Origin of the sequence: Nocardiopsis akebiae, from assembly GCF_018316795.1 — a bacterium.
In the GTDB taxonomy this organism is placed as follows: Bacteria; Actinomycetota; Actinomycetes; order Streptosporangiales; family Streptosporangiaceae; genus Nocardiopsis; species Nocardiopsis dassonvillei.
Map to the genome: position 1 here is coordinate 4,307,652 of NZ_CP074132.1, position 13,976 is coordinate 4,321,627.

The window sequence follows — 13,976 nt, forward strand, 5'->3', positions numbered from 1 at the left end:
GCCCCGGGCGCGGCGGTTACCTGACCTCACCCTCGTCCCTCCCGGCGGTGGTCTCCTCGGTCGCGGCCTCGGCGACCGGCGGGCTCTTGCGCGCCTTGCGCAGGGCGATGGCGGCCTCGGCCATCATCCACAGGGCCAGCAGCAGGATGACGCCGTCCAGCGGCGCGAGCAGGAAGGTCTGCATCGCGTCGCCCGAGACCGCGAAGTCGCGGAGCTGGATGACCAGCGCCCAGACGGTCATGGCGGCCAGGAACACCAGCGGGACGAGGATCATGACCGGGTTGCGGTGGCGCTTGGTGACCCAGACGGCGATGACCGACAGGGCCAGGCCCGCGGTGAGCTGGTTGGTGGTGCCGAACAGCAGCCACAGGGTGCCCACGGCGAAGTCGCCCGGGACCAGGGTCAGGGCGAGGGGGATGAGCACCGCGACGAGCGTGGCGACGGTGATGTTGCGGGCCAGGAAGGACATCGCCCGGTGCGGCGCGGTGCCGGTGGAGAAGCGGTCGGCGGCGATCGTGGCGATCTCCTGGATGATGTAGCGCTTGAGCCGGACCGCGGTGTCCAGGGTGGTGACGGCGAAGCTGACGATCACCAGGGCGCCGAAGACCAGTGCGGTGCTCTCGGGGACGCCGATGTTGGAGGCGAAGCCCGCCACGCCCTGGACGAACATGCCCTGCGGGTCGGCGGAGGCGGCCTCCCAGTCGACGTAGAGGGTGCCCCACTCGGCGCCGGTGTTGGCGGAGTAGACCATGACGCCCGCGGTGCAGGCCAGGATCGAGCACAGCGCCAGCGTGCCCTCGCCCAGGGAGCTGAGGTAGCCGACGTAGCGCGCGTCGGTCTCCTTGTCGATCTGCTTGGAGGTGGTCCCGGAGGCGACCAGGCTGTGGAAGCCCGAGACCGCGCCGCAGGCGATGGTGATGAACAGCAGGGGGAAGATGGGCGGGGAGCCGGCCGGGGTGTCGCGGAAGAGCGGTGCCGCGATCGTGTCCATGCCCACGATCACACCGCCCATGATGACCAGCAGCGCCACGACCATCTGCTGCTGGTTGATGTAGTCGCGCGGCTGGAGCAGCAGCCACACCGGCAGGCGGGAGGCCACGAACGCGTAGGCGAAAACGATCACGATCCACAGCAGGTTCTCCGCGATCCCCGTTGCCTCGGCGACCGGCGCGAGGCTGATCGGCAGGATCTGCCCGAGCGGGATGCAGGCGTAGACCAGGAGCAGCGCGATGATCGAGGGGAGCAGCGCGGCGGTGCGGCGGCGGTAGACCACCTGGCCCACGGCGATGGCCAGCGGGATGGTGACCAGGGTGGGCAGCACCGCCTCGGGCGTGCTCACGAACAGCCCGGCGATGACGATGGCGAACACCGCGTTCACCAGGGTCACCAGGAAGAAGATGATCAGCAGGAACAGGATGCGCGCCCGGGAACCGATGACGTCGCCCGCCAGGGTGCCGATGCTGCGGCCCTTGCTGCGCAGCGAGACCACGATCGAACCGAAGTCGTGGGCGCCCGACCCGAAGACGGTGCCCAGGATGACCCAGAGCAGTGCGGGTCCCCAGCCCCAGAACACACCGATCGCCGGGCCGACGATGGGCGCGGCGCCCGCCACGGAGATGAAGTGGTGCGCGAGGACGATGTGCTTGTTGGTGGGGACGTAGTCCACACCGTCCTGGAGCGTGTGCGCGGGCGTGGCGAAGGAGGGGTCGAGGGCGTAGACCCGTTTGGCCAGGTAGGCCGAGTAGAAGCGGTACGCCAGCGCGAAGATCGCCAGGGTGCCGAGCAGTACTGCTACAGCGGGCATCGGGGAGTTCCTTCTTTCCGGTGTGCGGACCGGTTGGGCGGGACCTGCGGGTGCTCTGTCCAGGCGGTTCGGGTACAGTCCCGAGAAATTAACATGAGTCGCACATCACAGAAAAGGAAGTATGTGGAAGATTTCGCCACGGTCTGGCGGCGTTCGGCCGTCGGTGAGCTCTCCTGGGTGACTCCGCTGGGTTCGCCGGTGAGCGTCCCGGTAGTGCCGCTTTCGGACGGGGGGATTCCGTGCGCGGCCCTTCCGATGGCCCACCTGGACCTGGTGGACTCGCTCGGCGCGCGCGCCGCGTTCAGCCTGACCTCGCCCGTGCCGGGGACGGACACCGGCCTGGTGGGAACCGGTCCGGTGCAGGTGCGGCTGGACCCGGGGGGCCGCCTGTTCGGTCGCGACCTGGTGGAGCAGGAGGCGGCCAAGCACCCGCCGACCCGGTTGCGCGCGGGAAGCCTGATGGCCCGCAAGGAGAACTGGTGGTGGATGGCGCGCGCCCTGGTGACCCTGGTCGGGACCGATCGGGTGGAGGCGGTGCGCAGGCGCGCCCGCCCTGAGGACGCCCTGCTGGTACGCGAGTGGGGCGCGGGCTCTGGGACGAACGTCGACGCGGGCACCGGCTCGGGCGCGCGCACCGGAGCGGACTCGGACGGGCCCGCCGCGGACGGCGGGCCGCGCGCGGACACGGGTGCTGACGACGGCATGGGTGCGGGCCGAGGCGCGGACGTGCGCGTGGACGTGGTCACCGCACGGGACTGGTCGGCCGGTCCGGGGCGGAGCGTGGAACTGTGGTCGCGCGACGGCGGCGACCTGTCCGGCCGGGGCGGCCGGGCCCTGGTGATGGGGCACCAGGCCAGCCCCGACTTCGAGCGCTGGGAGCGCTGGACGCGCACCGGAAGGCTGACGGGGCAGGTCCTGGAGGTCATCGGCTCGGACGGCGGCCCCGAAGCTGACCCGCGGCCCTTCCGCCTGCTGGAGCGGCTGCGCAACCACCGGGAGGTGGAACGCGCCTGCCGCGCGGGGATCAGGGCCGTGGAGAGCCGTCTGGGGCTCTGACCGGCGCCCCGGCTCAGGTAACCGGTCCGCACGCGGACGCGCCGCAGCGGGCTCACAGCTCCAGGATGCGCTCGGCCTCCCTCCGGCCCGAGAGCAGGGCGCCGTGCACGGTGGCCGTGTGCTCGGTCTCGGTCGCCTCTCCCCCGAAGAACAGCCGTTCACCGACCGGCTCGCCCAGCGCCGTCCGGTCCTCGTCCCCCGACCCCACGGCGGTGAAGGAGAAGCTGCCCCGGGCGAACGGGTCGTCCATCCAGTGGGTGAGGTGGTGGCCGACGGGTTCGGGCACCTTGCGGAACAGCCCGCGCAGCGAGTCCAGCGCGTGCCCGACCACGTCGGCCTCGTCCTTCTCCTCCAGGAACCGGGCCGCGTTGCCGCCGTTGCGGCAGACCAGGATCGGCGCCCCCATGACCCGCTGCCCCGCGTACCAGTGGAACCACGTCCCCTCCTCGGTCCCCAGGTGCACCAGGACCTCGGCGTCGCCCCAGAAGACCTCCTCGAAGCGCAGGAACAGCTTCTCCAGGCGGCCGCTGCCCAGGCGTCGGACGGCACCGGCCTTGTCCTCGGGCAGCGCCGGGTCGAAGTCGACCCCTCCGGCCTTGAGCACGCCCAGGGGCAGCGTCACCAGGACCCGGTCGGCGGTCAGGGTCTCCTCCCCGCCGGGTGTGTCCACGCGCACGCCCGCGCCGTCCCCGTCGTGGAAGACCGACAGCACCACGTGCTCCAGGCGCACGTCCAGCCCCCGGGCCAGGTAGTCGGTGACCTGGGCCATGCCGTCCGGGAAGACCACGTCGTCACCGCTGAACTCGTGCAGGGCCGCCACCGCGGTGAAGGCGACCTCGTCGGCGTCGGCGCCGTGGTCGCCCTCCACGAGGCGGTGCACGATCTCGTTGGCGTCGCGGGCCCTGGCCCGCACCAGGTTGGCGTCGTAGAGGGCCTGCTTGATGCCCTCCTCCATCGACTCCTGCGGCGTGGCCCCGACGTTGTCCCAGTACATGTGCTCGTGCAGGAGGTTGACGTCCTCCATGTTGCGGCGGTGGCGGTCGAAGAGCAGCCTGCGGCCCTTGGGGTCGTAGGCGGTCTCGGTGGAGCGGTTGAACACGGTCGTGCGGACGCCGATCTCGCGGACCAGACGCGCGAAGGGGTTGTTCTCCTCACCGCGTATCCAGGAGGCGCCCACGTCCAGGGTGGCCGTCGTGCCGTCCCACTCGCGCAGGGAGTGGACGCGTCCGCCCAGGCGGTCGCGGGCCTCCACGACGGTGACGCGCTCGCCCTCCTCGGCGAGCCGGTCGGCGGCGGCCAGCCCGGCGACGCCCGCGCCCACCACGATGGTGTGACCGCGCCCGGGCCCGGCCTCGCGCCCGCGCGGCGGGGACACCGTGGCCTGTTCCCTCTCCTCGTCCCCGTCCTCGGTGGTCTCCTCGCTGACGTCCCCCGGCTCAGTCATGTACCTCCCCCTCCGTGTGGGCGCGCGGCAGCGGTGCGCACGCGTCGTCCCCGGACCTCGTGTCCGGGGACGACTCCGGCCACGGCCGGGCCCGGCCGTGCGGCCGGGTCAGGCGTTGGCGGGCGGCTCCCCCTCGTCGTCCTCCAGCTCGACCCGTTCGCGGCGGCGCTGGCCCTGAACGTGCTCGTCGCGGGTCACGTCGCGCTTGCGGACGTGGATCTCCTCGACGGGGACCTCTTCCTTGGAGACGACCGGGCGCTCCTCGTAGAGCGTGAAGGTCTGCTCGTCCTCGCCCATCTCCCGGGGCTCGCGCACCGCGGAGGGGTCGTCCACCGGGCGGCGCTCGACCTGGAGCTCGTCGTGGTGCAGCGGGACCGTCTCGTCGAACTGCTCGGTCTCGACGTACTTGTGCATGCGGGCGTGGCCGGCCTCGCGCCGCTCCACGCCGATGTCCACGCGCTCCTCCGAACGCGTCATCGAGATGTCGTCGCGCTCGTCCGCCATCGCGGGGTCGCGGTCGCGCATACCAGCGTCGCGGTCGCGCATCGCGGCGTCACCGGCCACGCCCCCGGCCACGCCTCCGGCGGCGCCCCCGGCCATGTCCTCCCGGCCGGTGGTCTGCGGCCCGGGGCCGGTGCCCATCCCGGTCTCCTCACCCCGCATCGGGGGACCGCCGTGCTGCGCGTAGTACTGGCGGACCGTCTGCTCCTCCTCGGGAGAGATGTGCCGGTCGGCGTCGACGTGCGGGGCGTCCTTGACGACGGACTTGTCGTAGGGGACCCGGATGTCCTCCTCCACGGGCTGGGAGCCCTGGAGCGGGACGAGGGTCTCGTGCCTGCCGAACAGGCCGGTGTGCACGGACACCCAGCTCGGCTGGTCGGTGTTGTCGTCGAGGTAGACCTGGTTGATCTTGCCGACGTTGTGGCCCTCCCGATCGAGGACGTGGTGCCCGATCAGGTCTGCGGGTGTGCGATCGCGTGCCACGATGTCCCCCTAGTGGTTCGCGTGGTCGAGGGGCGGGTGCCCCAACGCTGTCCGCCCACCCCCTACCCGCCGTGAGCCGCGCGGACTAACGGCTCACCCAAGCCGCTACCGAGTCCGGGGCGAGTGTTGACGCGCCCCTTGCCCCGGACCGTCGCGCGTTGACGGAACCGGGGGGTTCGGCCCCTCGGGGTCAAGCGTCCTTGGTGTCGGCGGTGGCCTCGGCTGGAGCCGTCGCGGCGGGACGGGCCGCGGAGGGGGCGCCCGGGTCGCGCGGCTCGGGCAGGGGACCGGCCAGGTAGGCCTCAAGGGCGGGTCGCGAGGGGAGCCGGTCCGCCAGCGCCCAGGCGAGCATGCGGTGCAGGCCGTCCAGGTGGGTCACCGCGTCCGTGCGTTCGAGCCGCTCGTAGAAGGGGTGGTCGAGGGCGCGCGAACTCAGGAACAGCGGTGCGTGGGCCGCGCCGGTGTGCCAGTCCAGCTTGCCCCAGCACACCGGGTTGCCGACGGGGTACTCCCGGCGCCAGTCGGTGAGCGTGCCCAGGGTCTCGGCGACGGTCGCCCCGCCCGGGGGGACGAGTTCGCGCTCCCCGCACTCGCCCGTGTGCCAGGGCAGGAGCACGGACAGGACGTCCGCGCGGCCCAGGGCGACCCGGTGCCACGTCCCGCCGAGCTGGCGGGTGGCCAGGGTCAGAGCGCTCTCGGCGTAGGTGTTGGTGGCGCGGGAGACCTCGTCCTCCAACGGGTGGGTGGCGCGGAAGCGCCGGAGGACGGTGTCGGGGGTGACGGGTTCGAGGATCTGCACGGGTTCGGTCCTCAGGTCGGTCCGCCGGGGCGGGCGGTCACGGGGGTTCGGCGGTGGCGGGGCCTCGGGAGTCACGGGGACGGCGGCGGTCCGACGACCGAAGGGGCCGGCGCCTGTCGCCGCGGCGGTTACCGCTGCGAAGGATAGACGGACACGGCGCGTCGGAAAAGGGAACGCGCACCGATCCGTGACCCTTCGCGTTCAGCTAAGCACAAAGGGCTAGGATGCGGGGGTCCCGTCGTTCCCGCCGTCGCCCGAGGTCCTCGTCCATGCGCACCGCAGCCACCCTCGCCGCCGCCGTCGCGGCCCTGCTCCTGGTCTCCTCCACCGCCGCCGCGTCCGCACCGCCGAACGGCCTGGAGGCGGTCGTGCTCCTGTCCGCCGACCGCCTCGACACCGCTCCGCTGGTGGCCGCGGCCAAATGGCACACCGGCGACCCCGTCGAGGCCCCCGAACGCGAGGCGCGGGTCCTGGCCGCCGCCGAGCGGCACGCGTCCGAACTCGGCACGGATCCGGCCTCCGCCGTAGCGGTCGCGCGCGACCAGATGGAGGCCAACAAGGTGGTCCAGCGCGGCCTGCACGCCCGGTGGTACGCGCAGGCCGACCGGCGACCGGAGCACGCGCCGGACCTGGCCGGAGTGCGCGCCGAGCTGGACCGGATCACCCCAGCGCTGGTGGGGGCGCTGGCCGCCGCCGAGGAGGAGCGCACCGCCCCCGGCTGCGCGGCGCGGATCGCGCGGAGCACGGACGAGACCGCGGCGGCGCGCGGACTCGACCGGTTGGCGTCGGCCGCCCTGTCCGGCGCGCTGGAGTCGGTCTGCGTCTGAACCCGGTGATCCGGGACCGCGCTCGGTGGGCGCGGAAGCGGAAGCGGAGGCGACGGGAGAACGTGTCAGGCTCCGCCGGGCCGCTCCAGGCGGGCGACGCCGGGGCCCCAGGGGGTCGGGCCCCGGCGTCACGCCTGTTCAGGGCGTGTTCCGGACGTGGTCGGGTTGTGGTCGGGGCGTGGTCAGCAGGTCTGGTCGCCGCTGTTCTGGAAGGTGACGTTGCGGACGGTCAGGTTCACCGAGCACGGGTTCTCGACCAGCGAGGTGTTGGCCAGCGTCAGGTTCTGGAACGTGACGTTCGAGGTGTTGGCGAACTCCGAGCGGGCCGCGATCCGGACGCTGCCCGGACCGGCGATCGTCCCTCCGGAGAAGGTGACGTTGTGGCAGTTCTCGACCAGGACCGCGTTGTTGCCGGTCTGGGCGATGTCCACGCGGTCGATCACCGCGCCGCCGCTCTCGGAGACGCAGAAGACCCCCCGGCCGCCGCCGCGGGCGCGGACCTCTCCGACCCGGACGTTGACCGGGTGGTCGCCGCCGACGCGACCGTTGCGGTTGGCCATGCGGAAGGCCGCGTAGCCGGTTCCGGTTCCGGCCCCCTCTGCGTCGACCCGGTCGACCGTGGCGTTGACGGTGTTGTTGAGCAGCAGGCCCGAGTAGCCGGTGTCGCGAGCGGTGACCGTGCCGATGTCCAGCCCGTCCACGCTGTAGGTCTCCACGCCGTGGTTGTCGGTGCCCGACACGTACACGTCGTCGATGCTGATGTCGCGCGTGGTGCGGTTGGCGTCGCTGCCCCGGCTGTCGATGCGCATGCCCAGGCCGCTGGACAGGCGCAGGTCGATCTGGCCGAAGTGCACGTTCTGCGAACCGCGCACGAAGACGCCGAAGTAGGGCGAGCCGGTCACGGACAGGTGGGGGACGGAGACGTCCCGGGCGTTCCGGATCCGGACGGCGGCGTGGTCTGCGCCCACCGCCCCGGACACGTGGACGGTGCCGCAGACCTCCAGTGAGGTGTGGCTGGGCAGGTCGAGCGAGGTGTTGGCGGGCATGGAGCCGGAGCCGCGCACCACCACGCGCTGCTGGGAGGTGCGGCCGGGGTCGAGACCGCCGACGGCCGCGCGCATGGCGGCGAGCATGTCGCCGCCGGTGTAGACGGTGCCGGTGCCGTTGCGGGCGGTCCAGGTGGAGCCGTTCTGGACTGCCTCGGCGTGGTGGGAACCGCTGCCGCAGTCGCCGTCTCCCCCGCCTCCGCCGTCGTCGTCCACGCGGACCAGGTCCCAGACCTGGTTGGCGCCGCCGAGGGAGTCGTACTGGGACAGGCGGTCGCCCGGGGTGGTGCTCCACTCCCAGACCTCCAGGGCCTTGCCGCTGAGGCGGTTGATCAGCTGGACCCCGCCGCCGGTGTCCACGGGGCGCCACTGCTGGTTGGCGTTGCCGAGGTCGGTGAACTGGCGGATCTCGGCACCGTTGGCGGTGGAGTGCTCCCATACGTCGACGGCCTTACCGCTGTGGCGGTTGACGAGGCGGTAGTAGCCGTCGCCGGACGACACGAAGCGGAACTGCTGCCAGGGGCGGTCGGTGCGCTCCCACTGGATGATCCGCGCTCCGTCCTGGGTTCCGGCGCTCTCGACGTCGGCGACCAGGCCGCTGTGCTGATTGCGCAGGACGTAGTAGGCACCGGTGTCGATGTCGGCGGCCTGGGCGGGGGCGACGGCGGCGGCGGAGAGTCCGCTCGTGCAGAGGACGACGGCCAGGGCGGAGTACAGGAGCATTCGCAGACGTGACGCGGGCGAGAGGTGTCTGCGCGAGGGCGGGGAGGACGGCGGCGCGGTCCGGGGCGCGCCGGGGGGAACCGGGGGGTTGATGGGCACTGCTGCTCCTCTGTGCGAACTCCGGACGGCGGTGTCCGGAAGGAGTGGGGGGTGGGGAGCGCTCCCATTGCACCGGAAGCTAACACGAAAAACGTTTTTACGGTAGCCGTGCGACTACGGTCGGGAAGGGACGGAGTTCCGGGGGGTGGGGGCGGTGAACCTGCGCGGTCTTCCGCGCGCACCGGGCGGCCTGTACTGAAACCAGGTCCGGGAGAAGCCGTGCGTCACGAAGCCCCGGAAGCGAAGGCGCTGCCGGGGCTCGACGTTGCGGGGATTCGGGAGGGGCGGGGTGTCAGGAGGTAGCGGAGGTAGTGTCTGCCGTCTTCAGCGAGGAGACGAATGGGTGCCACTCGGCGGAGGCGAAGGCCAGGTGGCCCAGCTCAGGCTGCTTGGAGTCACGCATACCGTGCTCCCCCGAGGCCAAGCGAGCAGCTTCCACACACTCCCCACTAGCGGTGGAGTAACTGCTCTTGTACCACTGCTCTCTCAAGTTCCACCTCAGTGTGCGCTACGCAGACCAGTCTTGGTCTTGGCATCTCCGTATGCTTCCATGCGCAGCCTATCGAGCACACGGAGATGCTCCTCAACCTCAGCGGAGTCGTCCTGGAAGAGGACACTCCTGCGTTGCTCGGTATGCACAACACTGAGCACTCCAACTTCAAGGACCGTGAACGAGCCCATCTCCATAGCCGCGTGAGCCCCGACCTCATAGGGCAAAAGCTGAACGGTGACGTGCGGTTCATCCATCAAAGCCATGACATGGTCAAGCTGGGACCGCATCACCTCGGCCCCGCCAACCATGCGGTGAATGGCGGCTTCGTCAATGATGGCCCAGGTCTGCGGACGATTACTCATCCAGACCCGCTGCCGCTCCCTGCGCACCTGAATCCGACGGTCCACCTCTTCTTGACTGATCGCAGCTCCGCTACCCGCTATCAACGCTCTCTGATAGTCCTCGGTCTGGAACAGGCCAGGGATGTGGATGGCGTCGTAGCGCTGAATCTTCCGCGCGTCGCTCTCCAAGCCGATGTAGGTGCCGTAGCCGCCCTTGATCCCGTAGCGCTGCCACCAGCCGGACTCGCGCGCACGTTCGCGTAGCTCCAGATAGCGGCCGATCTCCTCGCCCGACACCTCGTAGTACTCCAGCAGCGCATGCAGGTCTCGGCGCCGCGGTATCGCTCCGCTGGGGTCTTCCCATCTGGTGATGCTGCTCGGGGCCACGTCAATGGCCTTGGCCACCCGATCGCGCGGCCTCTCCCCTCTCAGCTTCCCCAACTCCTGGGCCAACTGCCAGCGTCCCACCGTTGGACTCTTCATGCCGAGAGGGTAGCGGACATCTTCACCTGCCATCAGCTTTTTTCGAAATGCACCTTGCATAGAAGCTAGACGTGATGGACTATGACTGTGCGACAGCGCTATGCAGCCCGGTGATTACCGAGCGCGATGCCTGTGGCATGAAAACGGCCCTGCCCGGGCGTTGCAGCGCCCGGGCAGGGCCTGAGCCCACGACCTGAGAGACCAGGTGAGGACCTTGGACAACCGTAGTACTCCCATGCCCGAACCCCCACCGCGGCCCGAGCTTCGGCGCTACCTCGGGCGCTTCCCCTGCGCGCTGTCCGCCGTCAAGGACGCGCGCGACTGGCTGTCCCGACGCATGGAGCTGGCACGGACCCCCGACTCCCCCGCCCGGGACGCCCTCCTGATCCTGAGCGAACTCGCCACGAACGCCCTGCTGCACTCCCCCGCCGGAGCACGCGGCGGGGCGTTCCTCGTCTCGCTGTTCGCCTCGACCCGCTGCCTCCGCGTCTCCGTGCGCGGCTGCGACGACACCCGGATTCTGGCCCTCCATGCGGTTCCGGCCGACCCCGGATCCGAGCACGGGCGGGGCCTCTTCCTCGTCGACGCCCTGGCCGACACCTGGGGCGTCGAGCACACCCCGCAGGGACCGGCCGTCTTCTTCACCCTGGGGTGGAACCCGGACCGGCCGGACCAGCCGCCGGGCCCCGCCCGGCCGCTCAGGCTGCCCCGGCAGCGGGTCGCACAGCCGCAGACACCGCAGCAGCCACCTGCGGTTCCGGCGCCCCGCACGGCCATGCGGAACCGGAGCGGGTGGTGAACCGTGCCCGGCTACGGCCTCTATCCCAGCCCGGAGATCCGTCGCCTGCGCGGCGACTTCCCCGATCACCTCATCTGCGAACTCCACGACGAGTCGGGGCGCCCGGTCCTCGTCGCCACGCTGGCCCGCCGGTGCTGCCCCTGTCCGGCCGATCTGGTCACCGCCAGCGACCCGACGGCCCTGCGCCGGGCCCTGGCTCTGTCTCCGCATCTGTCTCCGCAGCGGAAGCCCGCCGGGTGACCGCCGTGGCGGAGGCGCCGCGACCGGAGGCCTTCCCCATGTGGCCCGGCCCCGTCGCCCGCCCGGAACCCGGACGCGGTTCCCGCCCTCCAGCACCCTGGCCCGGCCCGAACGGTGGCCCCCGAGTCGGACTCGCGGCGCTGCGCGACCACGGCTGGACGGTCTGGTTCGGCCAGCGCACCCGCCAGTACTGGGCCGCGCACACCGGTCGCATGCGGCTGGTCTGTGCCGACAGCCCCGAGGAGCTGATCCGCTCGGTCGCTGACGCCACGGCAGCACCGAACACCTCCCCCTTCCGTGGGTTCCACCGGAACCCCTGACCCTCGGGGGCGCCGCGACCGGCCGCCCGCCGGTCGCGGCGCCCCGCCCGCCATACCGCTGCGAAGGAACGGAGAGCCATGAACCCCGCAGGGTTGTATGCGCTCGTGCCCGATGAGAACCCGGGGAAAGGAGTGGAAACGGAGCAGAGAAGGGACCAGGACCGCACGGACCGGAAACGGCCAGAACCCCTTTGGCGCAAGGCCTGCGTGCTAGTTTCGGCGTCCCCTGAAGGCCCCTCGCAAAGCCTGAACGGAGATCCATGGAACTGGAACTGCTCGCCAAGGACCCCGCGTCCGGAGGCAAGGGCTGCCCCTCGGTCTACCTCAGCGACACCGGAGAGTTCGTCGTCCAGGGCCCCGCTCTGGCACCGGAGGACTGGGCGAAGGTGGAGAACCCCCTGCCCGGGGAAACCGCGGTCCGCATCTCCCCCGAGGTCGTTCTCGCCGCCGTCGAACTCCACCGACAGAGACAGGGCTGACCTCCTACGGCGCCGGGTTCCACAGCATCTGGGGAACCCGGCGCCTTCGTCTCCTGGCAGGAGCGGTACGAACCTTCCCGGTTTCCCGTGGAGCGGCCGAACTTCTGCTCGACCGGCCGGACGCGGCGCTGAGCGACCTGGTACGCGAACTGGCCGCCGAGGATTCCCGTCTGGACGCCCTCGCCGAGGAGGACGAGTTGAGTGATCTGCGCGCCGTGATGACGGCTTCCTACCAGGCCCTGGACGCGGGCACCGCCCGCTTCCTCCGACGCCTGGGCCCGCACCCGGGGCCGGAGTTCTCCCCCGGGGCCGCCGCCGCGCTCACCGACACCCCGCAGGCGGAGGCCCGGAGGCTCCTGGACCGCCTCGTCCGGGCGAACCTCGTGGAGCGCCCGCGCGAGGACCGCTACCGGCTGCACGACCTGGTCCGCCTGTACGCGGTCGAGCGGGTCCGCGCCGAGGAAGGACCGGAGGCGGCGGGCGAGGCCGTCGGGAGGGCGGCCCGGTGGTACACGCACGCCGCAGCCCGGGCCCAGCGCGTGGAACACCCCGACTTCCCGGTCGTCCCCGGGCGGGGACAGGATCACGGGTTGCCCGAGTTCGGCTCCGTCCAGGACGCGCTGAACTGGTTCGAGGCCGAGCGCGCGAACCTCGTGGCCGTGGTGCGGGCCGCACTGGAGCACGGCCACCACGACACCGCCTGGCGGCTGCCGGCGAGCGTGTACGGATTGTTCGAGCTTCACCGGCACTGGCACGAGTGGCGCGACCTGCACGCGGTCGGCCTCCGCGCGGCCGAGAGCGCGGGCACCGCCTTCGGGCTCGCCCGCAACCACCTGGGCATGGGCGACGCCCAGTGGCTGCTGGGCGATCTCGACGCGGCCGTGCGGCACTACGAGTCCGCCCTGGAGGCCAACCGGGAGGCCGGTGATCCGTGGGTGGAGGGGTTCGCGCTGCGCCAGCTGGGAGTGGTGGCCTGGCAGCGCGGTGAGCGCGACGGAACCGCCCCCGACAACGTCAGGCGGGCCATCGGGGTCTTCCACGAGGCGGGCGAGCGGCGCGGCGCGGCGATGGGGCTGCTGAGCCTGGCCGACTTCGCCGTGGACCTCGGCCGTTGGAACGAGGCCCTCGACCACAGCCGGGCTGCGATCGAGGCCTTCGAGGCCATCGGAGCCGACTGGAGCGTGGCGTGGGCGCGCTGCACCGCGGGCCGGGGCCTCACCGGTTCGGGGCGTGCGGCCGAGGCCGTCGCGGAGTACCAGGCGGCCGTCCGGGTCTTCGAGGAGCGTGACGACCGGGACAGCCGGGCGGTCGCGCTGCTGGGGCTGGGCGACGCCCGAGCCGGACTGGGCGACGCGGTCCAGGCCCGGGAGGCGTGGAACGCGGCCCTGGAGTACCTGCGCGACCACGACGACCCGCGCGCGGACGAGGTGGAGGAGCGCCTGGGCCGTCTGGCCGCCGACGGCTGATGACCGCGGGCGGGGAAGCCGCTCCGATCCCGGGCGGAGGCGTCCGCCCGGGACCGGACCACCGGATCAGCGCTCCGCGTGGGCCGCGAGGTTGGCCAGGGACGAGGCGAGCGCCTCCTCGTGGACGGCGTGGTCGATGCCCCGGGGCACGTCGGCGGCCTCGACGGTGACCAGGGTGCCCTCCGGCGCCGCCGCGAGGGTCCAGGTCATGGTCATCGTCCCGGCGAAGTCGGGGTCGGGCGACTCGAAGTCGATCCGCTGCACGACCCGCTCCCCGGGCACCAGCTCGGCGAAGGCGACCTCGGTGACGTCCTCCGTCTCCGAGGTCTTGCCCCGCCCCTCCCCCGGGTCGAGGTAGGTCAGCACCATGCGGTACCCGCCCCCGGGCCAGGGCTCGAAGCGGTCGATCCGGCCGGTCATGCCCTGGGGCGGCAGCCAGGCCGCGAGGGCGTCCGGTTCGGTCATCGCCGCGTAGACCGCCGTCGCGGAGGCGCGGACGGTCCTGCTCGCCCGGTCGGTACGCGGTGCTCTCGATGTCATGGTCGCCCTCCCGGACACTGCTGTGCGTGTACG

The 13,976-nt window shown here is 71.9% G+C and carries 14 protein-coding genes; 6 read left to right on the forward strand and 8 right to left on the reverse strand.

All coding sequences use genetic code 11. From position 1 onward, the window contains the following. Positions 1–16: 16 nt before the first annotated feature. Positions 17–1,804, reverse strand: coding sequence for a carbon starvation CstA family protein (locus KGD83_RS18480; protein ID WP_212640367.1), 1,788 nt, complete (start codon positions 1,802–1,804; stop codon positions 17–19). A gap of 123 nt (positions 1,805–1,927) precedes the next feature. On the opposite strand from KGD83_RS18480, the gene KGD83_RS18485 reads away from it, so the two are divergent. Continuing rightward, the gene (locus KGD83_RS18485; RefSeq protein ID WP_249351939.1) at positions 1,928–2,860 is read left to right on the forward strand and encodes a hypothetical protein; all 933 of its coding nucleotides are present in this window, start codon (positions 1,928–1,930) and stop codon (positions 2,858–2,860) included. A 52-nt stretch (positions 2,861–2,912) separates the two neighbouring features. On the opposite strand, the gene KGD83_RS18490 is transcribed toward KGD83_RS18485, so the two are convergent. The 3 genes from KGD83_RS18490 to KGD83_RS18500 all read right to left on the reverse strand — a co-directional run bounded on the left by KGD83_RS18490 (position 2,913) and on the right by KGD83_RS18500 (position 6,087). Beyond that, on the reverse strand, positions 2,913–4,304 hold the full coding sequence (locus tag KGD83_RS18490) for a flavin monoamine oxidase family protein (protein ID WP_212640369.1): 1,392 nt from the start codon (positions 4,302–4,304) through the stop codon (positions 2,913–2,915). A gap of 108 nt (positions 4,305–4,412) precedes the next feature. Then, positions 4,413–5,288, reverse strand: a complete 876-nt coding sequence (locus KGD83_RS18495) for a PRC and DUF2382 domain-containing protein (protein WP_212640370.1) — start codon at positions 5,286–5,288, stop codon at positions 4,413–4,415. Between the two features lie 190 nt (positions 5,289–5,478). After that, the gene (locus KGD83_RS18500; protein ID WP_212640371.1) at positions 5,479–6,087 is read right to left on the reverse strand and encodes a DUF6309 family protein; all 609 of its coding nucleotides are present in this window, start codon (positions 6,085–6,087) and stop codon (positions 5,479–5,481) included. 269 nt (positions 6,088–6,356) lie between these two features. On the opposite strand from KGD83_RS18500, the gene KGD83_RS18505 reads away from it, so the two are divergent. After that, positions 6,357–6,914 (forward strand): chorismate mutase, encoded by a 558-nt coding sequence (locus KGD83_RS18505; RefSeq protein ID WP_212640372.1) that lies wholly within the window; start codon positions 6,357–6,359, stop codon positions 6,912–6,914. Between the two features lie 182 nt (positions 6,915–7,096). Here KGD83_RS18505 and KGD83_RS18510 read toward each other — a convergent pair whose 3' ends face one another. The 3 genes from KGD83_RS18510 to KGD83_RS18520 all read right to left on the reverse strand — a co-directional run bounded on the left by KGD83_RS18510 (position 7,097) and on the right by KGD83_RS18520 (position 10,099). Next, positions 7,097–8,683 carry an RICIN domain-containing protein gene (locus tag KGD83_RS18510; protein WP_249351940.1) on the reverse strand — a complete coding sequence of 529 codons (1,587 nt, stop codon included), beginning with the start codon at positions 8,681–8,683 and terminating at the stop codon, positions 7,097–7,099. 391 nt (positions 8,684–9,074) lie between these two features. Further along, positions 9,075–9,272: a DUF397 domain-containing protein gene (locus tag KGD83_RS18515; RefSeq protein ID WP_212640374.1), complete on the reverse strand. Its 198-nt coding sequence runs from the start codon at positions 9,270–9,272 to the stop codon at positions 9,075–9,077. Between the two features lie 8 nt (positions 9,273–9,280). Further along, a complete protein-coding gene (locus KGD83_RS18520) occupies positions 9,281–10,099 on the reverse strand; it encodes a helix-turn-helix domain-containing protein (protein WP_212640375.1) in 819 nt (272 codons plus the stop codon). A gap of 235 nt (positions 10,100–10,334) precedes the next feature. Here KGD83_RS18520 and KGD83_RS18525 point away from each other — a divergent pair, with 235 nt between their 5' ends. From KGD83_RS18525 to KGD83_RS18540, 4 genes are all read left to right on the forward strand, one after another. Continuing rightward, positions 10,335–10,898 carry an ATP-binding protein gene (locus tag KGD83_RS18525; RefSeq protein WP_212640376.1) on the forward strand — a complete coding sequence of 188 codons (564 nt, stop codon included), beginning with the start codon at positions 10,335–10,337 and terminating at the stop codon, positions 10,896–10,898. 236 nt (positions 10,899–11,134) lie between these two features. Continuing rightward, entirely contained in the window at positions 11,135–11,458 is a 324-nt protein-coding gene (locus KGD83_RS18530; protein WP_212640377.1) for a hypothetical protein, read from the forward strand. 260 nt (positions 11,459–11,718) lie between these two features. Continuing rightward, entirely contained in the window at positions 11,719–11,937 is a 219-nt protein-coding gene (locus KGD83_RS18535; RefSeq protein WP_212640378.1) for a hypothetical protein, read from the forward strand. Positions 11,938–12,134: 197 nt separating this feature from the next. Then, entirely contained in the window at positions 12,135–13,403 is a 1,269-nt protein-coding gene (locus tag KGD83_RS18540; protein ID WP_212640379.1) for a tetratricopeptide repeat protein, read from the forward strand. A 66-nt stretch (positions 13,404–13,469) separates the two neighbouring features. Here the strand turns inward: KGD83_RS18540 and KGD83_RS18545 are convergent, their stop codons facing one another. Then, positions 13,470–13,943, reverse strand: coding sequence for an SRPBCC domain-containing protein (locus tag KGD83_RS18545; RefSeq protein WP_212640380.1), 474 nt, complete (start codon positions 13,941–13,943; stop codon positions 13,470–13,472). Positions 13,944–13,976: the final 33 nt, after the last annotated feature.